The organism is Halosimplex carlsbadense 2-9-1, assembly GCF_000337455.1.
GTDB classification, from domain to species: domain Archaea; phylum Halobacteriota; class Halobacteria; order Halobacteriales; family Haloarculaceae; genus Halosimplex; species Halosimplex carlsbadense.
The window spans coordinates 43,300-66,658 of the sequence record NZ_AOIU01000011.1; the positions used below are offsets into that span (position 1 = coordinate 43,300).

At 70.7% G+C, this 23,359-nt stretch carries 22 protein-coding genes and 2 pseudogenes; 15 read left to right on the forward strand and 9 right to left on the reverse strand.

All coding sequences use genetic code 11. The annotated features are described in order from the left end of the window. The first annotated feature begins 99 nt into the window (after positions 1–99). The 3 genes from C475_RS04935 to map all read left to right on the forward strand — a co-directional run bounded on the left by C475_RS04935 (position 100) and on the right by map (position 4,859). The gene (locus tag C475_RS04935; protein ID WP_152436332.1) at positions 100–2,166 is read left to right on the forward strand and encodes a PAS domain-containing protein; all 2,067 of its coding nucleotides are present in this window, start codon (positions 100–102) and stop codon (positions 2,164–2,166) included. Between the two features lie 547 nt (positions 2,167–2,713). After that, the gene (locus C475_RS04940; protein WP_006882677.1) at positions 2,714–3,640 is read left to right on the forward strand and encodes an isoaspartyl peptidase/L-asparaginase; all 927 of its coding nucleotides are present in this window, start codon (positions 2,714–2,716) and stop codon (positions 3,638–3,640) included. 325 nt (positions 3,641–3,965) lie between these two features. Continuing rightward, complete coding sequence (gene map, locus C475_RS04950; protein WP_006882679.1) at positions 3,966–4,859, forward strand: type II methionyl aminopeptidase; 894 nt, start codon at positions 3,966–3,968, stop codon at positions 4,857–4,859. Positions 4,860–4,899: 40 nt separating this feature from the next. On the opposite strand, the gene C475_RS04955 is transcribed toward map, so the two are convergent. Continuing rightward, on the reverse strand, positions 4,900–5,604 hold the full coding sequence (locus C475_RS04955) for a DUF2270 domain-containing protein (RefSeq protein WP_006882680.1): 705 nt from the start codon (positions 5,602–5,604) through the stop codon (positions 4,900–4,902). A 140-nt stretch (positions 5,605–5,744) separates the two neighbouring features. On the opposite strand from C475_RS04955, the gene C475_RS04960 reads away from it, so the two are divergent. Both C475_RS04960 and C475_RS04965 read left to right on the forward strand, forming a co-directional pair. Further along, entirely contained in the window at positions 5,745–6,962 is a 1,218-nt protein-coding gene (locus C475_RS04960) for an NAD-dependent epimerase/dehydratase family protein (protein WP_006882681.1), read from the forward strand. A 174-nt stretch (positions 6,963–7,136) separates the two neighbouring features. Further along, positions 7,137–8,216 carry a glycerophosphodiester phosphodiesterase gene (locus C475_RS04965; RefSeq protein WP_049930125.1) on the forward strand — a complete coding sequence of 360 codons (1,080 nt, stop codon included), beginning with the start codon at positions 7,137–7,139 and terminating at the stop codon, positions 8,214–8,216. 69 nt (positions 8,217–8,285) lie between these two features. Here C475_RS04965 and C475_RS04970 read toward each other — a convergent pair whose 3' ends face one another. Then, positions 8,286–8,534 carry a hypothetical protein gene (locus tag C475_RS04970; RefSeq protein ID WP_049930126.1) on the reverse strand — a complete coding sequence of 83 codons (249 nt, stop codon included), beginning with the start codon at positions 8,532–8,534 and terminating at the stop codon, positions 8,286–8,288. Between the two features lie 130 nt (positions 8,535–8,664). On the opposite strand from C475_RS04970, the gene C475_RS04975 reads away from it, so the two are divergent. Then, the gene (locus tag C475_RS04975) at positions 8,665–9,111 is read left to right on the forward strand and encodes a GNAT family N-acetyltransferase (RefSeq protein ID WP_006882684.1); all 447 of its coding nucleotides are present in this window, start codon (positions 8,665–8,667) and stop codon (positions 9,109–9,111) included. On the opposite strand, the gene C475_RS04980 is transcribed toward C475_RS04975, so the two are convergent. Further along, a complete protein-coding gene (locus tag C475_RS04980) occupies positions 9,112–9,303 on the reverse strand; it encodes a hypothetical protein (protein ID WP_006882685.1) in 192 nt (63 codons plus the stop codon). Between the two features lie 153 nt (positions 9,304–9,456). Between C475_RS04980 and C475_RS04985 the strand changes: the two genes are divergently transcribed. The 7 genes from C475_RS04985 to C475_RS05015 all read left to right on the forward strand — a co-directional run bounded on the left by C475_RS04985 (position 9,457) and on the right by C475_RS05015 (position 15,432). Beyond that, positions 9,457–10,008, forward strand: a complete 552-nt coding sequence (locus C475_RS04985) for an HIT family protein (protein ID WP_006882686.1) — start codon at positions 9,457–9,459, stop codon at positions 10,006–10,008. Between the two features lie 45 nt (positions 10,009–10,053). Further along, on the forward strand, positions 10,054–10,983 hold the full coding sequence (locus C475_RS04990; protein ID WP_006882687.1) for a cation diffusion facilitator family transporter: 930 nt from the start codon (positions 10,054–10,056) through the stop codon (positions 10,981–10,983). A gap of 47 nt (positions 10,984–11,030) precedes the next feature. Continuing rightward, the gene (locus C475_RS04995) at positions 11,031–12,440 is read left to right on the forward strand and encodes a carotenoid oxygenase family protein (protein WP_006882688.1); all 1,410 of its coding nucleotides are present in this window, start codon (positions 11,031–11,033) and stop codon (positions 12,438–12,440) included. Positions 12,441–12,494: 54 nt separating this feature from the next. Next, a complete protein-coding gene (locus tag C475_RS05000) occupies positions 12,495–12,995 on the forward strand; it encodes a hypothetical protein (RefSeq protein ID WP_006882689.1) in 501 nt (166 codons plus the stop codon). A gap of 103 nt (positions 12,996–13,098) precedes the next feature. Continuing rightward, positions 13,099–14,784, forward strand: coding sequence for an Hvo_1808 family surface protein (locus C475_RS05005; RefSeq protein ID WP_152436333.1), 1,686 nt, complete (start codon positions 13,099–13,101; stop codon positions 14,782–14,784). A gap of 43 nt (positions 14,785–14,827) precedes the next feature. Beyond that, on the forward strand, positions 14,828–15,052 hold the full coding sequence (locus tag C475_RS05010; RefSeq protein WP_006882692.1) for an antitoxin VapB family protein: 225 nt from the start codon (positions 14,828–14,830) through the stop codon (positions 15,050–15,052). Next, positions 15,049–15,432, forward strand: a complete 384-nt coding sequence (locus tag C475_RS05015) for a PIN domain-containing protein (protein ID WP_006882693.1) — start codon at positions 15,049–15,051, stop codon at positions 15,430–15,432. Before C475_RS05010 ends, C475_RS05015 begins: the two co-directional genes overlap by 4 nt. A gap of 16 nt (positions 15,433–15,448) precedes the next feature. On the opposite strand, the gene C475_RS05020 is transcribed toward C475_RS05015, so the two are convergent. The 6 genes and pseudogenes from C475_RS05020 to deoC form a co-directional block, all read right to left on the reverse strand. Further along, positions 15,449–16,318: a universal stress protein gene (locus C475_RS05020; RefSeq protein WP_006882694.1), complete on the reverse strand. Its 870-nt coding sequence runs from the start codon at positions 16,316–16,318 to the stop codon at positions 15,449–15,451. Positions 16,319–16,322: 4 nt separating this feature from the next. Continuing rightward, positions 16,323–17,093 (reverse strand): annotated as a pseudogene (locus C475_RS25415) (SLC13 family permease); the annotation flags it as partial. Positions 17,094–17,202: 109 nt separating this feature from the next. After that, positions 17,203–18,294 (reverse strand): annotated as a pseudogene (locus C475_RS25420) (SLC13 family permease); the annotation flags it as partial. Positions 18,295–18,442: 148 nt separating this feature from the next. Next, positions 18,443–19,234 (reverse strand): alpha/beta hydrolase, encoded by a 792-nt coding sequence (locus tag C475_RS05030; RefSeq protein ID WP_006882697.1) that lies wholly within the window; start codon positions 19,232–19,234, stop codon positions 18,443–18,445. A 47-nt stretch (positions 19,235–19,281) separates the two neighbouring features. Next, positions 19,282–20,538 (reverse strand): tRNA (N(6)-L-threonylcarbamoyladenosine(37)-C(2))-methylthiotransferase, encoded by a 1,257-nt coding sequence (locus C475_RS05035; protein WP_006882698.1) that lies wholly within the window; start codon positions 20,536–20,538, stop codon positions 19,282–19,284. Positions 20,539–20,644: 106 nt separating this feature from the next. Next, positions 20,645–21,328 carry a deoxyribose-phosphate aldolase gene (gene deoC / locus C475_RS05040; protein WP_006882699.1) on the reverse strand — a complete coding sequence of 228 codons (684 nt, stop codon included), beginning with the start codon at positions 21,326–21,328 and terminating at the stop codon, positions 20,645–20,647. Between the two features lie 141 nt (positions 21,329–21,469). On the opposite strand from deoC, the gene C475_RS05045 reads away from it, so the two are divergent. Together C475_RS05045 and C475_RS05050 are read left to right on the forward strand one after the other, a co-directional pair. Beyond that, a complete protein-coding gene (locus C475_RS05045) occupies positions 21,470–22,312 on the forward strand; it encodes a DUF63 family protein (RefSeq protein WP_006882700.1) in 843 nt (280 codons plus the stop codon). 304 nt (positions 22,313–22,616) lie between these two features. After that, a complete protein-coding gene (locus tag C475_RS05050) occupies positions 22,617–23,342 on the forward strand; it encodes a nucleoside phosphorylase (protein WP_006882701.1) in 726 nt (241 codons plus the stop codon). The last annotated feature ends 17 nt before the right edge of the window (positions 23,343–23,359 follow it).

Below are 23,359 nucleotides of genomic sequence, written 5' to 3' on the forward strand. Positions count from 1 at the left end.
TTTCGACGATACCCGAGCGGTGTGTCGACGATCCCCGCACACCGTGGAGAAGATTTATCAACTAGACTGGGGAAACGGCGCCTATCAGGGGGTGTCGTGGTGAGCAAGTACCTGCACGGACCGTCGACGGTCGTGATAGCGGTCGGTTCGGACGCGGTGGGCGAAGCCGTCCTCGACGCGGTCGAGCGGTGGTCGTTCCCGTCGCCGGTGACGAGTGACATCGTCAGCGCGGCGGCGGCGACCGACACCGACCCCGCGGTCGAGGGGGTCGTGGTCGCGGACCGCGCGAGCGCGCTGGACCGGCTCGCCGACGACGAGTCGGTCGGCTGTCTCGTCGTCGACGACACCCTCGCCGACCCGGTCGAGTGCGTCGCCGCCGCGACCGACCGGCACCCGGACCTGCCGGTGGTCGTCTACGCGGCCGACGGCGACGAGTCGCTCGCCAGCGCGGCGACGCGAGCGGGGGCGTTCGCGTACCTCCCACGGCCTTCGGACCCGGCGGTCTCGACCCACGAGACGCTGCTGGAGACCGTCGCCGAGGCGCTGACCACTCACGACAGACGCTACCGAGCGGCGACCGACAGCGACATGTTCGACGCCGTCCTCTCGGAGCTGGAACTGCCGATATACGTCAAAGACGAGCGGGCGCGACACCTGAAGATCGCGGACGTACACGGCGCCCCCAGCCCCGCCGAGGCCGTCGGCAAGACCGACTGGGAGCTGTACTCCTGGGACGAGGAGGCGAAAGTCGAGGCGCTGGGCGACGACCGCCTCGTCATCGACGAGGGCGAGGAGATCCGCGACCGCGAGGAGCGCCACGGCCCCCCGGAGGCCGGCCGCTGGCTCCGCACGACGAAAGTGCCCTGGCGCGACGGCGACCGGACCCGCGGCCTCGTCGGCGTCACCCTCGACGTGAGCGACGAGAAGCGACAGATCCGCGATCTGCGCGCGCAGAACCGTCGGCTCGACGACTTCACGAGCTTCGTCGCCCACGACCTGCGCAACCCGCTCCACGTCGCGATGGCCTACCAGGAGTTCGCCCGCGAGGGCGACCCCGAGGCCGCCGAGCGGGTCAGCGACGCCCTCGACCGGATGGCGGAACTCGTCGAGGACGTGAGCGAACTCGCCGCCTCCGGCGGTACTGCGCCCGCCCCCGTCGGCGGCGTCGAGGTCGGCTCGTTCCTCCAGGTCGTCTGGGACGAGGTCGCCACCGCCGCGGCGACGCTCGAGATCGATCTCCCGCCGGAGACGGTCCTCTACACCAACCGTCTCCAGCTGAAACCGCTGTTCGAGAACTGCTTCGAGCGCTGTCTCGAACGCGGCGGTCCCGACGTGACCGTTCGCGTCGGTTCGACCGACGACGGCTTCTTCGTCGCCGACGACGGCCCGCCCGTCCCCGACGACGAGCGCGAGGAACTGCTCGAGGCCGGCTACAGCGCCGCCGCGACCGGAGCGGACCTCGCTATCGTCGCGGAGGTCGCCGACACCCACGGCTGGGACCTGCGGATCGGCGAGAGCCGGGCGGGCGGCGCCCGCCTCGAGTTCGGTAACGTCCTGCTGGTGACCGACCCGGACCCGCTCCCGGGGACCGGACGGGCGCGACCGCTGACGACCGGCCGGGACGTGGGGCAGGTACTCAACGCCGGTGAGTCCTCCCACGACGAGTCGGTCGACCGCTGGACGCTCCGCGCGGCCGGCGACAACCTCCTCGGCCGGGTCAACGAGTTTCACTTCCGATGGGCCTCGATCCGCGGCTCCTGTCGCGTCGAGGCGCGTCTCGATGGCCTCGACGCGCCCGGCGACCGGAGCAAAGCCGGCGTGATGCTGCGCGACGACGCCAGCGAGTCGGCGACGTTCGGCTACATCGGCCGGACCGGCGACGGTCGCACGGAGGTGTGCTGGCGGACCGCCCGCGGCGAACCGACGCGCGCGCAGCTGCTGGAGAGCGGCGAGCGCAACTTCGAGTGGTTCGCCGTCGAGCGAACCGGCGACCGAGTCACCGTCTTCGTCTCCCCGAACCGCGAGGAGTGGCACGCCGTCGACCAGCGGTCGGTCGACCTCGGCGACCCCGTCTGCGGCGGCCTCGCCGCCTGCTCGACCATGATCGGCGCCTACTGCGAGGCCACTTTCGACCACGTCTCCGCCGTCGAACTCGACGGGGAGTGATGTGGAGGCGTCGCAAGGGCCTGGACGACACCAATATTGGTCGACTATCGTCGGTAGATCGACCGAAACGTACTCGGTAACTCCCTTCGAGATACGGTGACTACCGGACCGACCGCGACCGCGAACAGCGTGAAAGCCCCCGCTGGCTCCGGTCGAGGGCCTCGCTGCGCTCCTCGCCTCGTTACACTCGGCTGCGGTGCTTACATCGGCCGTCTTCCCGGAGCCAGCGGCCCCTTTCATTCCCGCCCGTTTCGGCTGATTAGACAGTCTGTGCGGGTGGGAATGAAAGGGGCGGCCGTCTCGACGAACCCCGGCGACGTAAGCACTGGAACGAGCGAAGCGAGTGAAGCGCGCAGCGAGCCGCGGGAGTCGAGACGGCCGGGGCTTTCACGCTGTTCTGCCCCCCGATCGAGTCGGCGGTGCTGGCGGCTGTTGCGGTAGCGTTCACTCCGTTTGCGCTCGCGGTCGAGTCGCCAGTCGCTGTCTCACACCCGACTCGCGATCGCGGGACACCGAACTTATGCCGACGGGCACGACACCACCAGACATGCAACTACTCGCCCACGGCGGGGCGGGGTCGCCGCCCGAGGAACCCGCCGAGCGCCAAGCAGTGCTGGACGAGGCGGTCGCCCGCGGCGCCGAGGAATCGGACCCGGTCGCGGCGGTCTGCGCCACGGTGCGCGTCCTCGAAGTCGACCCGTCGTTCAACGCGGGCGTCGGCAGCGCCGTCCAGAGCGACGGCATGATCCGCACGGACGCCGGGGTCATGACCGCCGACGGGGAGGTGGGCGCCGCGGGCGCGATGCCCGAGGTCTGCCACGCCGTCGAAGTCGCCCGGGCGGTCATGACCGAGACGCCCCACGTCATGCTCGCGGGCGAGCGGGCCGTCGCGTTCGCCCACGCCGTCGGCGTCGAGACCGGGCTGGACCTGTGGGCCGACCGCACCCGCGAGCGGTGGGGGGACCGCGAACCGCCCACCGGCGACCCCGAGGCCCATCTCCAGTGGGTCCGCGAGCACTTCGCGAGCGACGAGAACGAGAGCGGCGACGCCGAAGGCGACGAGGCCGGGGGCCAGCCGCCACGAGCCGACCCCCACGACCACGACACCGTCGGCGCGGTCGCTCGCGAGGGTGAGGAGATCGCCGCCGCCACCTCCACGGGCGGGCGCTGGTTCGCGCTGGCGGGCCGGGTCGGCGACGTGCCCCAGGTCGGCGCTGGCTTCTACGCCTCCGAGGCGGGGGCCGCGAGCGCGACCGGCGCCGGCGAAGATATCGCCCGCGAGGGGCTGGCTCGCCGCGCCGTCGGCCTGCTCGAAAGGGGCGCCGACGCCGAGGCGGCCGCGCGGCTGGCGATCGAGGAGTTCGACGACGCGGCCCAGGGCGACGCGGGGATCGTCGTGGTCGACGACGACGGCGGAACGGGCGAGGCGTACAACAGCCCGGCGATGCAGACGGCGCGGGCGGACGGGACGTAGGGGCGGGGTTCGCTCCTCGGATACGGCGTCAGCCCGTTTCGACACCCAGCCGTTCCAGGCGTTTCTCGGACGCTTCGGACCCCGATCGCTCGGACCGTTCGACGAGTTCTCGGTGTCGGTCGGGGTCGAGCGGTGAATCGTCCGCCGCGAAATCCAGAAGTGTCCACTCGCTCATCGCTCGGTCGGTGGCCGACAGTTCGGAGCCGGGCGGCAAAAGCGTTAGTCGATCAGCATCGGATCGGCGCTCTCGCGCCCCAGATCGGACGCCACCCCCGCCGCTCCCCGACACAGAAACCCTTTGACCGCAGGGCGCAAACCGCGAGCCATGAGCGTCGATCTGGATGCCGAGCAGTACGAGCAGTGTCGCGAGGCCGGCGAGATACTCGCGCAGGTGCGCGACGAGGCGGCCGAGCGGTGCGAGGTCGGGACGGGCTACCTGGAGATAAGCGAGTGGGCCGAAGAGCGCATTCGCGAACTCGGCGGCGAGCCCGCCTTCCCCGTCAACGTCAGCGTCGACGAGGAGGCCGCCCACGGCGCCGCCGGCCCCGACGACGACCGCGAGATCGGCGAGGATCTGGTCAAACTCGACATCGGGGTCCACATCGACGGCTGGCTCGCCGACACGGCCGTCACCGTCGACCTGGCGGGCGAATCCGAACTCACGGAAGCTTCGGCCGAGGCGCTCGACGCCGCCCTCGACGTGGTCGAACCGGGCGTCGAGACCGGCGAGATCGGCGCGGTCATCGGGGAGACCATCGAGGGCTACGGCTACAACCCGGTGGTCAACCTCACCGGTCACGGCCTGGGCCACTGGGAACAGCACACGACGCCGAACGTCCCCAACCGGGCCGTCGAGCAGAGCGCCGAACTCGAAGTCGGGGACGTAGTGGCCATCGAGCCGTTCGCCACCGACGGCGGCGGCAAGGTCCAGGAGGGCAACCAGGAGGAGATCTTCGCGCTCGAACGCGAGGGGTCGGTCCGCGACCGCACCGCCCGGAAGGCCCTCGAACAGATCACCGACGAGTTCCGGACGCTGCCGTTCGCCGCCCGGTGGCTCGACGTGCGCCGCCCGAAGATGGCGCTGCGCCGGCTCCAGCGCCAGGACATCGTCCACGGCTACCCCGTCCTCAAGGAGGACGAGGGCCGGATGGTCAGCCAGAAGGAACACACGATCATCGTGACCGAAGACGGCTGCGAAGTGACGACGCGGAGTCGGTAGGGCGCCGTAGGGTGCAGTCGACGGAGGGGGTCGCCCGGCCTCACTCCCCGTCGGTCTTCCACTCGCCTTCCTTCTCGCGGTCGTAGAACTCGCCCATCGACCGGCGCTGACGGGGCCAGTAGGCAAACGCGGCCGCGGCCAGGTACCCCAGCGCGACGGCGCCGGCGACGACTGACCCCGGGATCATCACGATGGACGCCGCGGCGAGCGGGTCGGACGCCCTGGTGAAGACGGTGATCCGGACGACCCACGCGGCGAGGAGGACAAGCAACAGCGGGAGGTAGACCCGGCGGAGCCGGCGTGCGTACCCCTCGCCGAAGGGGGTCTTGCGCGCGGGTCGGCGGAGGTCCTCGCCGAGTTCGTCGCGCCAGTCGTCGTGGGTGGCGCCGCTCTCGCGGTCGAGGCCGGCCGCGAAGACGTCCTCTTCGAGCAGGCGCACCCGCGAGCGCCACACGTCGTAGGCGATGTAGCGGCGGGTGTCCACGAGGTGGAACACGGCGACCAGCCCCATCCCGAGGATCAGCAGGTAGTGGGGGTTGTCGCGGCCGGAGAACACGAACGTCAGCAGTGCCGCGATGATCGTCACCGCCCAGTTCGTGGTCCGGTCGAGGCGGTCGCGCCACGTGTTCGCCCGATTCATCTCGCCGCGATACAGGTGGCCCAGCAGCGTCGGGAGGCTCTCGTCGATGCGGTCGGACAGGTCGTCCCGCGTCGACGGGTCGCCGTCGTCGGTTCGGTCGGACATGCAGGCCGGTAGGCTCGCGACGGTGGTGGGGTTTGTCCGCGAGTGGTTGCGGGATACGTCGACCGGTGACGGGGGACCGATCGGGACGGCGCGACAGGGCGGCGACGCACTGAAGCGGTCTCCGCCGCACTCGGTCCGACATGGCAACGGTGTTCGTCGCGTACGGCGAGGACGGCCGCTCGGAGATAGCGGCCGTTCTCGACGACGTGGCACCGGACGTGAACGCCGAGGTCGTCGTCGAGGAGGGCCGAGGCGTCTCCGACGAGACGAACGTCTCCAGTCAGAAGAAGCTGATCGACGCCATCGAGAGCGACGATCGCGAGTGGGCCTACGTAGTGATGGGCAACGTCCAACACGGGGCCGTCGAGAGCTTCGTCCTCCCGAGTCTGACCGAGTCGGTCCTCGACCTGCGCGACGTGCCGGTTGCGCTCGACCCGGTTCGATCCGCTTTCTCCGGGTTTATGCCGAGCCAGGCCATCGGGTCGGACATGTCACGAATACTCGTCACCGGCGGTCTCGGTGGCTCCGGCCGATGGATCGTCGACCGACTCGCCGACGACGGCCACGAGGTCATGTGCGTCGACCAGCGCTACGCCGAGAGCGAACGCGGGAACGTCGACGTGCGCGTCGCCGACCTGACCGACCGCGGCGACGTGTTCGACCTCGTCGGCGCGTTCGACCCCGACGGGGTCGTCCACTGGGCGGCCATCCCGGACCCGCTCGACCACCCCGGCGGCGAGGTCTTCGAGAACAACATCGTCTCGACGTACAACGTCCTCGAAGCCGCGGGCCGGGCCGACGCCCGCGTCGTCTGGGCCTCCTCCGAGAGCGCGCTCGGCTTCCCCTTCGCCGCCGAGACGCCCGCGCCCGACTATCTCCCGATCGACGAGGAACACCCGCTCCGGCCGGAGGACCCCTACGGCGTCTCGAAAGAAGCGGGAGAGGCGCTCGCCCGCCAGACGGTCCGCCGACACGACGTGTCGGTCGTCTCGATCCGTCCGTCGTGGATCCAGTACCCCGGCGAGTACGACTGTCTCGACGTCGAACCGCCCGCGGAGGGCGTCGGCAACTTCTGGAGCTACGTCGACGTGCGCGACATCGCCTCGATCGTCGCCGCGGCGCTCGACGCCGATATCGAGGGTCACGAAGCCGTCTTCGCCGTCGCCGACGAGAACTACGCCGACCGCGACACCGTCGACCTCTTCGAGGAGCAGTTCGGGGCAGTCCCGGAACCCTGTGACCTCTCCGGTGACGACGCCTCGATCTCGAACGCGAGGGCCGCCGACCTGCTCGGGTGGGAACCCGCCCGCTCCTGGCGCGAGGCCGCCGACGAGGACGTGGACGGACCGACGGTCTGAGATCCGCGCTCCCGTCCGAACGACTCCTCGTCCCGCCGCCCGCCCGGATCGCCGTCGTCGACCCCGGCCCGGCGCGGTGCGTCCGGACGACTACGTTCGGCTTCGAGATAATTTTAGATCTATTGACTACAATTATACACCGTCTTGCCACGAGCGCTGCACGGTCCGCCCGCAATGGCACACACGGACCGCGACGGTGGACGCACAGAGCATCCGGATACGACGGCGGCGGGAATGCGGCGACGGGCGTTCGTGAGCGGCGTCGGCGCGTCGGCGGCGGGGCTGGCCGCCGGGGTCGCCGCGGCTGGGGGACGGTCCGACGATGGCGGACCGGACGACGACGAGAACGAACGAGGGGAACGGATCGACGACCACCGCGGGCGCACGGAGGAGTTCCCGGACCTGATCGCCCACCGCGGGTTCGCGGGGATGTACCCCGAGAACACCGTCGGCGCGGTGACGCGGGCGGCTCGCGGCGCGCGCTCGCCGCGGTCCCGGTCCCGGGCGGCAGAGAGCATCGAGATCGACGTCATGGCGACGGCGGACGGCGACGTCGTCGTGTTCCACGACGACCGGCTCGACGGTCGCGACGGCGGCGAGCGGGGGCTCACCGACGCGGAGGGGCTGGTCTGGGAGACCGATACCGAGACCGTCACTGGTGCGGAGGTGCTCGAAAGCGGCGAGACCGTCCCGCTCCTGTCGACCGTACTCGACGCCATCCCGCGGCATATCGGCGTGAACGTCGAACTCAAGAACCCCGGCTCCGCCGACCTCCGGTTCGCCGCGAACCTCTCCGGGGCGGAGCTGGAGACCCAGGCCGCGATCTGGCGGCCGTTCGTGAACGACGTCCTCGACATCGTCGACGAGTACTACAACGACGTCCTCTTCTCGTCGTTCTACGAAGCCGCGCTGACGACGACGCGGGAGGCGTCTGACTACCCCGTCGCGCCGCTGCTGTGGGACTCCATCGAGGACGGCCTGGCCATCGCCGAGGAGTACGATGCCGAGGCGATCCACCCGCCGTACAACATGGTCCGGGGGACGCCCTTCTACGCCGACGAGTACTACACCGAGGGCTCCGACTGGTCCGACACGGACCTGCTGGCGGTCGCCCACGACGCCGGCCGGGACGTGAACGTCTACACCATCGGGACCTGGTACCAGGCCGAGCGGCTCTCGGCCGCCGGCGTGGACGGCCTGATCGCCGACTACCCCGGCCTGCTCCGGTTCGGCGCGGAGAACGGCGACGACTGAGCTACCTATCGCCCAGACGGTGGGATCGCCGGTGACCGTCGACGACCGCCGTCGACCTCGACGGTTACCTCAGTCTCCCTCGGTCTCCCCGGCCGGGTTGTGCGAGATGGCGAACAGGAATCCCGAGAGAAAGAGGAGTTCGTTGCCCAGATACACCGCCAGTATCGGGTCGGCGATCCCGACGATCGACGACGGGAGCGCGACGCCGAGAATCACGAGGAGGAGCGCGAGGAGCGCCGCGATCCCCGCGAAGATCCGCGTGACTGCGCCGCAGACGTAACCGACGGCGAACACCAGGACCGCTTCGAGAAGTCCCATGAGTGACAGGCCGGCCCGGGCGGCAATAGCCGTTCCGCCGGCCCGGTTCGACGCCTCGCGGAGAACGGTCTGTGCCACGAAACCACATGGTCCGGAAATCGTTTTGTCGTCTCGGCGGCAGGACTCGCTCGTGGCGACCGAGGTCAGGAAAGTGACGACCGACGACGGGTGGGACGAGGCCGTGGCGATACTCCGACAGCTCTGGACCCACGTCGACGACGCGTTCGTCTACGAGTGGCGCGACGAGGACGACTATCGGCTGTTCGGGCTGTACGAGACCGACGAATCCGATGGCCCCGGGACGGACAGCGAGGCGCTCGTCGCGGTCGCGGGCGTCTCGATCCAGCGGGTGCTCCACCACGAACGGCACCTGTGGGTCCACGACTTCGTCGTCGACGAACCGCGCCGCGGCGAGGGGTTCGGCGGCGAGTTGCTCGACTGGCTCGACGGGTGGGCGCGCGACCGGGACTGCGAACACCTCGCGCTGGCCTGCCGGGACGGGAACGACGCGGGCCGCGAGTTCTACGAGTCCGAGGGTCTCGAAGTGTGGGGGCAGGTGCTGGAACGCGAGCTTTGATCACCAGTCCGGACCGGCGTAGGCGATGTAGACGCCGATGGCGGTGCCGACGGCGTAGCCGAGGCTGCCGAGCGCCGCTCGTTCGAGGGGGTCGCCGGCGACGACGACACCGAACAGCGTGACGGCCATGGCACCGGCGACGAACGCCGCCGCGGCGGCCCGGAGGGGTCGCGTCTGGAGGGAGGGGGACATATCTCTCGCATGTCTCGCCCGTTCCAATACGTCTTTCGTCCATGTCTCGCCCGTTGCAACGCGTTTTTCGTCCCGGTTCGGGCGTTCCCCACCACTGTCCGCCGGTCGGCGGCGCCCCGTCGGGGTTTAGTGGGTCGGTCCCGCAGGGCCGGCATGGACCAGGTCTTCGCCCCGTGGCGCATCGAGTGGGTCGAACGCGAGGGCGGCAACGACGACGTCGACGGCTGCGTCTTCTGCGCGTTCGCCGACGGCGACCCCAGCGAAGACCGCGACCGTCGGGTCGTCGCCCGCTCCGAGCGCGCGTTCGTCCTCCTGAACAACTACCCGTACAACCCCGGCCACGTGATGGTCATCCCCCACGCCCACACCGGCGACTACCGCGAGCTGGACGAGGAGACGCTGCTCGACCACGCCCGGCTGAAACAGCGGACCTTCGACGCGCTCGACGACGGGCTCGGCCCCGACGCCTACAACGCGGGGCTCAACCTCGGCGGCGGCGCCGCCGGCGGCTCCATCGACGACCACCTCCACACCCACGTCGTCCCGCGCTGGGAGGGCGACACCAACTTCATGCCCGTGATCTCGGACACGCAGGTCATCGTCGAGGCGGTCGACGACTCCTACGACCGCCTCCGCGAGGCGTTCGCCGCCCAGGACGGTGCGACCGTCGACGGCGAGACTCGAGCGGTCGTCTTCTCGGAGTGACCGAGTCCCGACACCGCTTTCACCCGGGGTCGTCAACCACCGACGATGACCGAGGACAGGCCGCGGGTGCTCCGGCGGGTCGGCATCCTGCTTCTCGTGGTCAACGTCGTGCTGGTCGCGCTGAAAGGCGGCGCGTGGATCGCGACGGGGAGCCTCGCGGTCGAGTCCGAGACGGTCAACAGCGCCGCCGACTCGGTGTACTCGCTGGTCACGGTGGCGGGCCTCTACCTCACCACCCGGCCGCCCGATTTCGAGCACCCACACGGGCACGAACGCATCGAGCCGTTCGTCGGCCTGTTCGTGGCGCTGGGCATCTTCGCCGCCGGCGGCACGGTCCTCTATCAGTCGGGGACAGCGCTGCTCTCCGGGGACGTGGCGGTCTCGCGCGGCCCGACCGCGGTCGCGGTGCTGGTCGTCGCCGCCGTCACGAAGTTCGCCCTCTACCGATACGTCCTCGCGGCGGCCGACCGGCACAACTCCCCGGCGCTGACCGCGACCGCCCTCGACAATCGCAACGACATCCTCACCGCGAGCGCCGCTATCGTCGGCGTCCTCGGCGCCGGCGCCGGCTACCCGATCCTCGACCCGCTGGCCGCGATGGTCGTCGCCGTCGGCATCGTCTACACCGGGGTCGAGGTCGTCCGCGACAACCTCGGCTACCTCCTCGGGCGCGCGCCCCCCGAGGACCTCCGCCGGGAGATCATCCGCCGGGCGCTCGAACACCCGGACGTGGAGGGCGCTCACGACGTGATCGCCCACTACGTCGGCCCGGAGATCGACGTGTCGCTCCACATCGAGGTGGAGGGCGAACGGACGCTGTACGAGGCCCACGACATCGAGTCGGCGGTCGTCGACTCCATCCGGGACCTCCCCGAGGTCGACGACGTGTTCGTCCACGTCGACCCGCGCGAACTCGACGAGTGGAAGGCCGACGAGCAGGTCGACCAATTGGCCGGTGACGAGTCCGCCAGGTAGACCGCTCGCACCGCCAGCCACTACCCCCTGGCCGCCCAACCGCCGGTATGTCGATGGAAGCCGGCTTCGAACTGGGGTTCTCGACGCTCGATACCGAAGTGAGCGACCGCTCGCTCGCCGTCGAGGGGTCGCTGCCCGAGTGGCTCGACGGCGCGCTGGTCCGCAACGGTCCCGCCGTCTTCGAAGTCGGCGGCGACCGCGTCGCCCACTGGTTCGACGGCCTGGCGATGCTCCACAGATTTTCTTTCGAGGGCAATTCCGACGAGATCCGCTACACCAACCGGGCGTTGCGCTCGGAGACCTACCGTCGGGCGATGAAGACCGGCGAGATCTCGGGGCAGTTCGCCACCGGCGGCGGCTACCTCCGGCGCGTCCGTCAGTTGCTGTTCGACGACCCGACCGACAACTGCAACGTCCACGTCGCCCGCGTCGGCGACTCGCTGGTCGCGATGACCGAGGTCCCGCGCTTTTGCTCCGTCGACCCCGACACCCTGGAGACGCTCGGCGAGTTCGCCTTCGCCGACGCGCTGACCGGCCACATCAACTGCGCGCACGTCGTCCCCGACCCCCACCGCGGGGAGACCGTCGGCCTCCTCACCACCTTCGGCCGCCCCAGCGAGTACACGCTCTACCGGCTCCCCGACGGCTCGCGCTCGCGCGAGCGGATCGCGACGCTACCGGCCAGAGACCCCGTCTACGTCCACAGCTTCGCGCTGACCGAGCGCTACGTCGTCCTCACGGAACACCCGTTCGTCACGAACCCGGCCTCGTTTCTGCTGCCCGGGAGCGAGAGCTTCGTCGACAACTACGACTGGGAACCGGAGCGGGGCACCCGATTTCGCGTCGTCGACCGCGACACCGGCGAGGTGGCCGCCACTCGGGTCACCGACCCCTGGTTCGTCTTCCACCACGTCAACGCCTTCGAGGCCGACTCGGGTGAACTCGTCGTCGATCTCGTCGCGTACCCGGACGCCGACGTGGTCGACGGGCTGTATCTCTCGGCCGCCGAGGACTGGTTCGAATCGGGACAGGACGGCCAGCTCCGACGGTTCCGAATTCCGCTCGACGGCGGTCGAGTGACGAGCGAGTCGCTGTACGAGGGCCTGGAGCTCCCGCGGGTCGCCCGCGGTGACCGGACGAAGCCATACCGCTACGCCTTCGCCCAGGGGGCCGCCAAGCGCGACGGCAACCACGTCGCGAAGGTCGACGTGACCACGGGCGAATCGCGCCGCTGGGAGCAGTCGGGACTGTTCGTCGAGGAACCCGTCTTCGTCCGCGCACCCGACGCCGAGCGCCCGAGCGACGAGGGGGTCGTCCTCGTGACCGCGCTGAACACGACCGAGCGGCGGACCGACCTCCTGGTGCTGGACGGCGAGACGCTCGACGAGCGGGCACGGGCACCGCTGCCCCACGCCGTCCCTTTCGGCTTCCACGGGCGATACTTCCCCGAGTGGTGAGCCGGCGTCGCGACCACCGGAAAGCACTTGCGTAGTGGCTGACAGTATCCGGCGATGGTCGATCGGTTCGGGTCGTTCGCGGCGCTACTGGTCGGTGCCGGGGTCGTCGGTTGGTTCGTTCGCGAGTGGCGCCGCGACCGCTTGCAGACGACGCTGGTCGGGCGCGGATGGCGCGGGCTGGCGATGGCACTGGCCGTCGGCGCCGCGGTCGCGGCGCCGTCGCTCGTGGCGCAGACATCCTCGCCGTGGATCGCGGTGGGAGTTCCGGGCGTGCTCCTCGTCGGCGTGAGCGTGGGGGCGGGCGTCGCCGACGCCGGCGTGGTTCCGTCGTGGCTCGCGACGGGATTCCCGCTGGTGCTCTTGGCGTTCGCCGAGCGCGGCTGTGACGACACGCCCTCGGGGGCGGCAGCGGTGTGTGCGGTGCCGCCGCCGGCGTGGCTGGTCGCGCTGGGCGCCGTCGCCGGTGCTGGAGCACTCACGGCCGCGGGATACCCGCTCGGACGGGGTCTCGGCCGACTGGGTCGAGGATTCCACGCCGACGGCGGCGACGCGTGATCCGGTTCCGCGCTCCGGGGCCGTCGCCGTCCCCCAGTCTCGACGCGGCCGACTGGCGAATGCCGGGTCCGCCGCTTTCGGCGTCGCGTCCGAGACGTATCATATGCAACGCAGGACGGTCGCGGCGGTGGCGATCGCGGTCGTGGCGGTGCTCGCCGGCTGTTCGGGGTTTCTGGGCGGGACGGGTCCCGCCGCACAGCCGGCGTCGCCGACGACGGGGGTAACGCCGTCGACCGACGAGCCGAGATCGACGACCGTGGAACCGGTGCCCACCGCCGACCGCTCGACCGATCGGGCGCCGACGGCGTCACAGCCCGGAACGGAGACCGCACGACCGACCGAAACGGCGGCGTCGCCAGCGGACGCAACGGAGACCCCGAACCCGTCCGAAACGACGGTGGCGAACGGGACGGCCGGCGGCAGTGACACCGACGATGCGGCGGTCGAGAACCGTTCGGACCCCGAGACCGACCGCCTCGGCTGGGAGGGCGGCTACTGGTACAACGAGACGATCGACGTGGACCAGAGCGACGGCCTCTCGGAAAGCGAGCGGCCGGCGCTGGTCGCGCGGGCGATGGCTCGCGTCGAGCGAGTCCGCGGCCTGGAGTTCCGGAGCGAAGTGCCGGTGACGGTCGTCTCCCAGTCGCAGTTCGCCAGCGCCCAGCGCAGTCGCAGCACCTCGACGGAGCGCCGGGTGTTCACCAACGCGAAGTTCGAGGCGCTGTTCATGGTCAACGAGTCCCGGGACGCGGTCGCGGTCCGGCGCAACGGTACGGCGTCGTCGGTCGGCGGGTTCTACTCGTCCATCCGCGAGGAGATCGTCCTGATATCGTCGGACGGCGAGGTCCGGGTCGACGAGTCGACGCTGGCGCACGAACTCACCCACGCCCTGCAGGACCAGCACTTCGGCCTCTCGCAGTTCGAGCGCCCCACTCGCGAGGCGCACAACGCGATCGACGATCTCGTCGAAGGTGACGCGAACCTGGTCGGGCACCTGTACGAACGCCGCTGTGCGGGCGCCTGGAACGGGACGTGTCTCGCGCCGCCGGCGGACCCCGCCGAGGGCGGTGCCGGGTCGCTCCCGCGAGTCGGCCCGTACCTGCTGCGCTATCAACCGTACAGCGACGGCCCGGCGTTCGTGAACGAGTTCCGCCAGCGGGGCGGCTGGGAGCGGGTGAACGCGCTCTACGAGGAGCCGCCGGCCAGCACCGAGCAGACGATCCATCCCCACCTGTACGGCGAGGACGAACCACGGACGGTCACCGTCACGGACCGCAGTAGCGCCGGCTGGGAGCGCCTGCGCGTGGACGGCCGCCCGGACTACGCCAGCGTCGGCGAGGCCGGGCTGGCGAGTATGTTCGTCCGTCCCGCCGTCGCCACGCAGGGGCAGGTGTCGGTCGTCCCCGCGAGCGACTTCTTCGCCCGGAACGACAGCCTCGATCCGTACAACTACAGCACACCCTACTCGGCCGGCTGGGACGGCGACCGGCTGGTCGTCTATCGGAACCCGTCGACGCCGGCCACCGAGTTCGGCTACGTCTTCCGGACCGCCTGGGACTCGCCCGCCGAGGCCCGCGAGTTCGCCGACGGCTACCGGCAACTGCTCGACATCGAGGGCGCCGAGCCGGTCGACGGCCGGAATCGGACCTGGCGCATCGAGGAGGGCACCGGCTTCGGCGACGCCTTCCGGCTCCGGGTGACCGACGAGACGGTCACGGTCGTCAACGCGCCCTCGGTCGAAGGGCTGTCGGACGTGCATCGCGAGGCCGGGAACCGGAGCGACCGGTAGCTGAACCGACAGTTTATATACGTCTACGTCCAGACGTACACGTATGGGCACGAAGAGTCTCACGATCACGGAGGACGCCTACGAGCGGTTGAAAGAACACAAGCGGGAGGGCGAGAGCTTCACGGAGACGATCCTGCGGCTGACGGGTGAGGACCGCGACCTGATGAAGGGGTTCGGTGCGATGAGCGACGTCGAGGGGTTCCGCGACGCCGTCGATGACGCACGCGGCGACCTCGACGGCGACCTCCGAGAGCGCACACAGCGATGATCGCCCTCGATACCTGCTTTCTGCTCGACTACCTCGACGGGGTCGACGCCGCGGCCGCGTACCTCCAAGCCAACGAGGACAAGCCCTTCTTCGCCCCGTCGCTGGCGCTGTTCGAACTGTACCGAGGGGCGGCTCGCACCGACGGACGGGAGGGGATCGAACGGGTCGCCGCCGGTCTCGACTGGGTCGAACCGCTGGGACTCTCCGAGCCCGCGGCGAGGGAGGCGGCGCTCGCAGAGGCGGAACTGCTCGAAACCGGTGACCGGGTCAACCTCGGCGACGCGCTCATCGCCGGGATCTGTCGTCACCACGGCGCGCGGATCGTCACCCGCGACAGCCACTTCGATCGAGTCGACGGGCTCGACGCCGAGACCTACTGAGCGCGCCCGGGGTGCGCTATTCCCGCGGGGTCGGCCGCACCGTCAGCACCGGCCGGTCGGCGCCGCGGACGACGCTCGACGCGACGCTGCCCATCACGAGTCGGTCCAGCCCCATCCGACCGTGGGTCCCGAGGACGACCAGGTCGACGCCGTGGTCGGCCGCGAACGCGGTGATCTCGCGGGCGGGGTCCCCCTCGCGCGTCGCGGTGTCGACCTCGACGCCGGTGCGGGCGCCCTGGACGCGGATCTCGCGGGCGACCGCTTCGCCGCGGCGTTCGAGCAGGTCCCGCAGGACCCCCGAACTCCCGAGGCGCGTCTCGACGACGTACAGCCCCGAGACGGTCGCGTCGAACGCCCGGGCGAGCCCGAACGCCCACGAGCGGGCCTGACGCCCGCTCTCGCTCCCGTCGACCGCCAGCAGGATCCGGTCGAACGCCGGCGGCGGGGCGGTCGGCGGGCCCGCGACCGTGAGCACCGGAACCGGCGCGTATCGCGCGACCGCTTCGGCGAGCGAGCGGTGCAGGAACCGGGCGAGCCGCCCGCGGGCGTGAGCCGCCAGGACGACGAGGCCGGCTCCGCTCGCCTCGACGGCGTCGAGGACCGCCTCGGTCGGGTGGCCGACGACCACCGATTCGGTCGCCGGGATACCGGCGGCGGCGGCGCGTCGGCGGACCGCGTCGAGGGCGTCCAGGGCGTCGGCGCGGACGGCCGACTCGACTCGCTGGCCCGTCGGCCCCTCGTCGAACACGTCGGGGACCTCGCTGCTGTCGAGGACGGCCAGCGCGTCGACCGTCGCGTCGAAGGCGTCGGCGAGCACGAGCGCGTATCCGACGGCCCGGCGGCTCTCCGGGCTGCCGTCGACGGGGACCAGGACACGGTCGAACACGGGCTCAGATCCCCCTGAACAGCGTTATTCCGGCGACGGTCACCGTCGACAGCAGCAGTTGCAGCGGCGCGCCGATCCGGAGGTAGTCGACGAACTTGTAGCCGCCGGGGCCGTACACGAACAGGTTGGTCTGGTAGCCGATCGGACCGAGAAAGGCGGTCGAGGCGGCGAAGGTCACCGCGAGGACGAACGAGAAGGCGTTCGCACCGATCGCTGTCGCCGCGGCCGCCGCGACCGGTACCATCAACACGACGCTGGCGTTGTTGCTGATGACCTCCGTGAGCAGGCCGGTGAGGATGTAAAACAGCCACAGGACGACCACGACCGGGAGGTGGGTCGCCGCCGCGGCCACGGCCTCCCCGAGCAGCGCCGCCATCCCCGTCCCTTCGAGCGCGATCCCCAGCGGGATGACGCCCGCGAGCAGGAAGATCACGTCCCAGTCGACCGCGTCGTACAGCTCGGCCGCGTCGAGGACGCCGGCGACGACCATCGCTACCACGCCCGCCAGCGCCGTCACGAGGATGTCCTGCTGGAGCCCGCCCACCAGCGCGAACGCTCCGACCCCGGTGAGCGCGACCAGCCCCTCCCCGAGCGCCGCCCACGGGAGCGCGACGAACCCGATGACCCCGAGCATGATCGCGACCGCGTGGGGGATCCGATCGGTCCGGTACTCGGGGGTCGCCGCCTCCCCGACGAGGACGAACTCCCGGGAGCGACCGAGTCGGTCGAGCGTCCGCGACGGCGCCCGGACGAGCAGCGTGTCCCCGGCCTGGACGGTCANGGGTCGCCGCCTCCCCGACGAGGACGAACTCCCGGGAGCGACCGAGTCGGTCGAGCGTCCGCGACGGCGCCCGGACGAGCAGCGTGTCCCCGGCCTGGACGGTCAGGTCACGCAGGCGCTCGCGGACGATGTCGCCCCGGGTGCGCAGCGCCAGGACGGTCGCGTCGTAGCGCCGCGCGAACGACGCGCTCCGGAGCGTCTCGCCGACGAGGAAGGAGTTCGCCGGGACGACCATCTCGACGAGCCGCCAGTCGTCGGAGAGGGTCGCCGTCAGCGCCGCGTCGCTGTCGATCGACCGGTCGACGGCGAGTTCGTCGGCCGCCGCGAGCGACCGGAGCGCCTCGTCCCCGGTCCGGACGAGCAGCGTGTCGCCGGCGTCGAGCCGCTCGGCCGACGGGTTCGCGAGCCGTTCTCCGTCGCGGACGACTCGCAGCACCTCGACCGCGCCGCCCGCCCGCTCGGACAGCGCCCGCGGCCGACGCCCCACGAGCGGCGACCCCGCTCTCACGTCCACCGCCGCGAGGTACTCGGTCATGCCGTAGGCCTCGACGTAGTCGTCGGTCGGCGGCACCCGCTCGGGCAGCAGCCGGTGACCGACCGTCAGGATGTACGCCGAGCCGGCGAGAAAGACGACGGCGCCAAGCGCCGTGAACTCGAAGAAGCCGAACGCGCGGAGACCGGGGTACTCCCCGGCCAGGCTCGCGGCGGTGGCGCTCGCGAGGAGGTTCGTCGAGGTGCCGATGAGCGTGAGCATCCCCCCCATCTGCGAGGCGTACGACAGCGGGATCAGCAGCTTCGACGGCGAGGTGTTCCCCTCGTTGGCCACCTCGGTCACGACCGGGACCAGCACCGCGACCACCGGCGTGTTGTTGACGAACCCCGAGACGGGCCCCGCCACGCCGACCGTCGCCAGCAGTTGCCGGTCCAGGCTGTCTCCCGCGAACGCCGCGATCCGCCGCCCGAGGATCTGGACCAGCCCCGTCCGACTGATCCCGGCGCTCAAGATTAGCATCGCGAGCACGGTGATCGTCGCCGGACTGGAGAATCCGGAAATCCCCTCGCTCGGCGAGATCCCCGTCCACGGCCGGAGGACGACCAGTGTCACCATGATCGCGATCGCGGTCACGTCGATCGGGAGCCACTCCGTCACGAACAGCGCGATGGCGCCGAGGACCACCAGCCCCACCACGACCATGTCGACCGTCACACCCGCCGGTGCCGACGGCTGCAGGAGTGTCACCGAAACCGAGCGTCTCACGCGGTGACGTTCGAATGACCGGTCAAAAAGCGTAGTCCGCAGGTACGTGACCGGTCCGTGCGGGATAGTTACACCGGACCGCCGGTCAGAGGCGGCGGTCGAGGAAGTCGGCGACCGTCTCGACCCCTCGCTCGCGCCAGTCTTCGGGGTCGACGACGATGCCGTGGCCACCGCCGGGAAGGATACCGAGTTCGACCGGCCGGTCCGCCGCGGCGAGCGTCCGCGCGTACTCGCGGGCGCCGTCGGCGGGCAGCAGGTCGTCGTCGTCGCCGTGGAGGAGGAGTGTCGGCGGCGTCGCGTCGTCGACGTGGGCGGCCGGCGACGCGCGCTCGTAGCGCTCGGGCACCTCGTCGGGACCGCCGCCGAGGAACTGTCGTTCGACGTCGTTGGCCGTCGCCTGTTCGCGGTCGCGCAGGTCGTAGACCCCACTGATCGGCGCGGCCGCCGCCACCGTCGAGGAGACGGGCGCGTCCGTGGAGTCGAATCCGCCGTCGGCGGCGGCGATCAGCGCCGCGAGGTGCGCGCCCGCCGAGTGGCCGGTCGTCGCGATCCGGTCGGAGTCGACTCCGTACTCGTCGGCGTTCGCCTTCGCGTAGCGGACGGCCGCGGCCGCGTCCTCGACGGGCGTCGGAAAGGTCGCCTCGCCGCTCAGGCGGTAGTTCGCGTCGAAGCAGACGTACCCCTGCTCGGCGAGGGCGCGTTCGAGCGCTTCGAGCTGTCCCTTCTCGCCCTCGATCCAGGCGCCGCCGTGGTAGACGACCACGGCTGGGCGGTCCGCGCCGCCGTTCGCAGGCTCGTACACGTCGAGTTCCAGCGGCGACTCCCGGTCGGGCGGACGGTGGAAGACCACGTCGCGGTGGACGGTCACGTCGGCCATGCCCGCTCGTCGGTCGGTCGCGGAAAACGGCTTTCGGTCGCGGCGACTCAGACCAGTTCGCCCAGCGCGTAGACGGTGTTGTGCCCAGTGACTTCGGCGTCGACGGTGTCGCCCAGTTCGACGCCCTGGTTCTGTGCGTCGGGGATCGCCACCTGGCGATACGCGCGGTCGTAGCCCACCAGCGAGTCGTCGGTGCCGTCCTCGGTGAGCAACACCGACCGCACGTCGCCGACCATCGACTCGTACACCTCGTCCATCACGTCCATCTTCAGCTCCGACATCGCCTTCGACCGCTCCTTCTTGACGGTGCCACCGAGGCCCTTCATGTCGGCGGCGTCGGTGCCCGGCCGCTTGGAAAAGCGCGTCACGTTGATCTTCTCCGGGCGGGTCTCCCGGAGCAAGGCCATCGACTGCTCGAAGTCCCGATCCGTTTCGGTCGGGAACCCGACGATGAAGTCCGTCGAGAGGGTCCACTCGTCGAGATAGTCGTCGAAGGTCTCGACGACCTCGACGTATTCGGAGACCTGATGCTGGCGGCGCATGTCGCCGAGCACGTCGTCGCTGCCCGACTGGACGGGGGCGTGCAGGAAGTTGTACAGCTCGTCGTGTGCGGCGAAGACCTCGGCCAGTTCCTCCCGGATGCCGTGGACGCCCTTCGGGTTGGCCATCCCGACCCGGACCCGGAACTCGCCCTCGATCTCTGTGCAGATGCGGTCGAGCAGGACGTGCAGCTTGCGTTCGCCCTCGTCCCAGCCGTAGACGCCGGTGTCCTGGCCGGTGATGCGGATCTCGCGTGCCCCCGCGTGGACCAGCGCGCGGGCCTTCTCCAGGTTCTCCTCGACCGAGGGGGAGTCTATCTTCCCGGTCGCGTGCTTGGTGATGCAGTACGAACAGTCGCTCATGCAGCCCCGGGCGATGGGGAGGATCCCCACGACTCCGTCGAGGACGGGTTCGGTGTCGGGCGTCGTCGTCGGGCACTCGCCGTTGCGGACGTACTCGGGCACCTCGTCCCAGTGGAGTACCTCGGCGTCCAGGTCCGCGGCCGCGAACTCCTCGCCCTGGGCCAGCGCCATGCAGCCCGTCACCACGAGGTCGGCGGGGGTCTCGGCGTCGAGTTCTTCGGCCCGCCGGAGCATGTTGCGCTCCGTTTTCTCGACCACGGTGCAGGTGTTGAGGATCGCCACGTCCGCCTCCTCGGGGCCGTCGGCGGGGTGGTGGCCGCCGTCGCGCAGCGACCGTTCGATCTGGCGGCTCTCACCCCGGTTGGCCGTGCAACCGTAGGTCTCGATGTGATAGCGGGCCATCTGCTTGTTCCCCACTTGGCGCTCGCGGCCAAAAGCGCGACGGATCGGGGCGGGCCCCGCGGCCGCCCGTCCGTCCCGACCGGAGTTCGGGCCGCGGGCGCGAACGCTACTCCCAGCCGCTCACGTCCGAGCGCTCGGCGGTCTCGTGCTGGTCGAGGAACTCCCGGGCGATGGTGTCGCCGCTGGAGGCACCGATCCGCTCCGCACCGGCGTCGAGCATCGCCTCCATCTCGGCCCACGAGCCGATCCCGCCCGAGGCCTTGACGGGGAGGTACTCGGCGAGCAGTTCCACGTCGGGGACGGTCGCGCCGCCGTCGGAGAAGCCCGTCGCGGTCTTCAGGTAGTCGGCGTCGGCCGCCAGCGCGCACTCGGCCGCCCGCCGTTTCTCCGCGTCGGACAGCAGCGGCGTCTCGACGATCACCTTCACCGGGACCGGGACGGCGGCGACGACCTCCTCGATCTCGTTCGTCACGGTTCCGTCCTCGTCGGCGCGCAGGCGACCGACGTTGATCACCATATCGAGTTCGTCGGCGCCGGCTTCCCAGGCGTCCTCGGCTTCCTCGACTTTCGTCGCGGTGGTGTGCTGGCCGTGGGGGAAGCCGACGACGGTCGACAGCGGCACCGTCGGCGCGTAGCCGTCCGCCAGTTCGAGATAGCAGGGCGGGATGCAGGCGCGCAGGCCGTACTCGATGGCGGCGTCGAGCACGCCGATCACGTCGTCCGGCGTCGTCTCCGGCCCGAGGACCGTGTGTTCGATACGGCCCGTCAGATCCGCCGCGTCCGTCGTCATAGCTCACTCCTCGCACTCCCTACACTAAAGGACGACCGGATCGACCGCGTCGGCGGTCGCGCCGCCGTCGGTTCGTCCGCTTCGTCCGAGGAAACCTCGCGGACCGCAACCCTTTCGTCAGTCGCCGCCGCGCCACAGGGTATGCAGATCCTCCCGAGCGGGCTGGCGATCCCGCCGCTGCCGTACGTGATCACGCTGGTCGTGTTGACGGCGGCGGCGGTCGCGGGCCTCTACCTGCTCGACCCGCCGGTCACGTCCCGGCAGGTGGTCGCGCTCGCGCCGTGGATGATCGCCGGCGGCGCGTTCCACGCGTTCGAGCAAGCCGGGCTCTTCCCCGCGGTACTCACGCCCTTCTTCGCCGCGCCGGCGGTGTACGTGACGACGTTCCTCCTCGCCGCCGCCGTCTGGCTCCCCTCGGTCATCCGCGCCCAGATGGTCGACGACGTGGGCCGGATCGCCCGCAACCTCGGGGTCGTCGGCACCGTGCTGGTCCTCGCGCTGACGGTCGTCGCGTACGCCTTCGCGGCCGGCCGCGTGGACTCGACGACGGCACTGGTCTGGCTCCCCGTCGGGTTCCTCGGCGCGGGCGTCCTCACCGCGCCGGTGTACTACCTGCTCGCGCTCAAGTGGACGGGCGCGGTCGACCGCGCGGGCGCCGCCGGCCCGCTGGTCGTCTACGCCCACGCGCTCGACGGGTTCTCGACCGCCGTCGGCGTCGACGTGATCGGCACCGGCGAGCGCACACCCATCCCCCGCCGGATCATGGACTTCGCCGAGACGCTCCCCACGTACCCCTACATCGGCAAGGGGTGGCTGTTCGCCGTCGTCAAACTCGTCGTCGTCGCCGGCATCGTCGTCCTCCTCGCCGACCTCGTCGAGGACGAGCCCACCCAGGGGAACCTCCTGTTCGCCTTCGTCGCCGCCGTCGGCATGGGCCCCGCCGCCAACAACCTCTTTCTGTTCCTGATCGGCCCCGCGCTCTGACCGGTCGGCACTCTGTTACTCCCCGGCCCAGCTCGGTCGCTCGACCGCCGTCCCGTGCCTCCCACCTCCGTTTCGGGTCGAACCGCCTCTCGGCAGCGAACCCCCTCGTTTCGGGTCGAACCCGTCCGGTATCGTGCGGTTTCCGGGGTTCGAATCGCTACCGAAACGCTCCCCAGTTCGGCTCCGGAGCGCTCCCTACCGGTCGGGAGGGCTGGGGGCGGGAACGGTCCTGGGCGGTCGCCGGGCCGCGCGGTCGGCCGACCGAACGGGTACCGTTTTGCCGCCCCCGGACGCAGAGTCGTCCATGGCGAAACAGCCCCATCTGCTGGTCGAACCGGGCGACGTACACGACATCGCGCTGATCCCCGGTGACCCCGGCCGGGTCGAGCGCATCGCCGGCCACTGCGAGAACGTCGAGCACGTGGCCGAGAACCGCGAGTACACGCTCGTCAACGCGACCTACGAGGGTCGTGACCTGACGATCTGTTCGACTGGGATCGGCTGCCCCTCCGCGACCATCGCCGTGGAGGAACTGGCGAACGTCGGCGTCGAGACGTTCGTCCGCGTCGGCACGACGGGCGCGCTGCAGTCCGGCATCGAGATCGGCGACATGGTCGTCGCCACCGGCGCCGCCAAGGACGAGGGAACCACCAAGCGCTACGAGAACGCCGAGTACCCCGCGGTCGCCGATTACGAGACCCTCTCGGCGCTGGTCGACGGCGCGGAGGAGCGGGGCGAAGACGTACACGTCGGTCCGATCGCGACGGACGACGCCTTCTACGCCGAGACCGAGGAGTACGTCGAGGACTGGGAGCGCGCGGGCATGCTCGCCGTCGAGATGGAGGCCGCGGCCGTCTTCACGCTCGCCCGCCGCAAGGGACTGGCCGCCGGCGCCATCTGCACCGTCGACGGCAACCTCGTCGAGGGCACCCAGAAGGGCGAGACCGACGACGAGGAGCTCCCGGAGAAGGCGAAGAACAACGTCGAGCGGGCGATTCGCATCTCGCTCGAGGCGGCGACGCGGCTCTGAGTCGGGTGGAGACGGCA

Bases quoted from the DNA above. Each gene is read 5' to 3' on its own strand.
- C475_RS05005 (WP_152436333.1), top strand. From the start codon at position 13,099: ATGCAACGCAGGACGGTCGCGGCGGTGGCGATCGCGGTCGTGGCGGTG.
- deoC (WP_006882699.1), bottom strand. From the start codon at position 21,328: ATGACGACGGACGCGGCGGATCTGACGGGCCGTATCGAACACACGGTC.
- C475_RS05050 (WP_006882701.1), top strand. From the start codon at position 22,617: ATGGCGAAACAGCCCCATCTGCTGGTCGAACCGGGCGACGTACACGAC.
- C475_RS05045 (WP_006882700.1), top strand. From the start codon at position 21,470: ATGCAGATCCTCCCGAGCGGGCTGGCGATCCCGCCGCTGCCGTACGTG.
- C475_RS05015 (WP_006882693.1), top strand. From the start codon at position 15,049: ATGATCGCCCTCGATACCTGCTTTCTGCTCGACTACCTCGACGGGGTC.
- C475_RS04965 (WP_049930125.1), top strand. From the start codon at position 7,137: ATGGCACACACGGACCGCGACGGTGGACGCACAGAGCATCCGGATACG.
- C475_RS04990 (WP_006882687.1), top strand. From the start codon at position 10,054: ATGACCGAGGACAGGCCGCGGGTGCTCCGGCGGGTCGGCATCCTGCTT.
- C475_RS05000 (WP_006882689.1), top strand. From the start codon at position 12,495: ATGGTCGATCGGTTCGGGTCGTTCGCGGCGCTACTGGTCGGTGCCGGG.
- C475_RS04970 (WP_049930126.1), bottom strand. From the start codon at position 8,534: ATGGGACTTCTCGAAGCGGTCCTGGTGTTCGCCGTCGGTTACGTCTGC.
- C475_RS04985 (WP_006882686.1), top strand. From the start codon at position 9,457: ATGGACCAGGTCTTCGCCCCGTGGCGCATCGAGTGGGTCGAACGCGAG.
- C475_RS05030 (WP_006882697.1), bottom strand. From the start codon at position 19,234: ATGGCCGACGTGACCGTCCACCGCGACGTGGTCTTCCACCGTCCGCCC.
- C475_RS04980 (WP_006882685.1), bottom strand. From the start codon at position 9,303: ATGTCCCCCTCCCTCCAGACGCGACCCCTCCGGGCCGCCGCGGCGGCG.
- C475_RS04955 (WP_006882680.1), bottom strand. From the start codon at position 5,604: ATGTCCGACCGAACCGACGACGGCGACCCGTCGACGCGGGACGACCTG.
- C475_RS04960 (WP_006882681.1), top strand. From the start codon at position 5,745: ATGGCAACGGTGTTCGTCGCGTACGGCGAGGACGGCCGCTCGGAGATA.
- C475_RS05010 (WP_006882692.1), top strand. From the start codon at position 14,828: ATGGGCACGAAGAGTCTCACGATCACGGAGGACGCCTACGAGCGGTTG.
- C475_RS04995 (WP_006882688.1), top strand. From the start codon at position 11,031: ATGTCGATGGAAGCCGGCTTCGAACTGGGGTTCTCGACGCTCGATACC.
- C475_RS05035 (WP_006882698.1), bottom strand. From the start codon at position 20,538: ATGGCCCGCTATCACATCGAGACCTACGGTTGCACGGCCAACCGGGGT.
- C475_RS04940 (WP_006882677.1), top strand. From the start codon at position 2,714: ATGCAACTACTCGCCCACGGCGGGGCGGGGTCGCCGCCCGAGGAACCC.
- map (WP_006882679.1), top strand. From the start codon at position 3,966: ATGAGCGTCGATCTGGATGCCGAGCAGTACGAGCAGTGTCGCGAGGCC.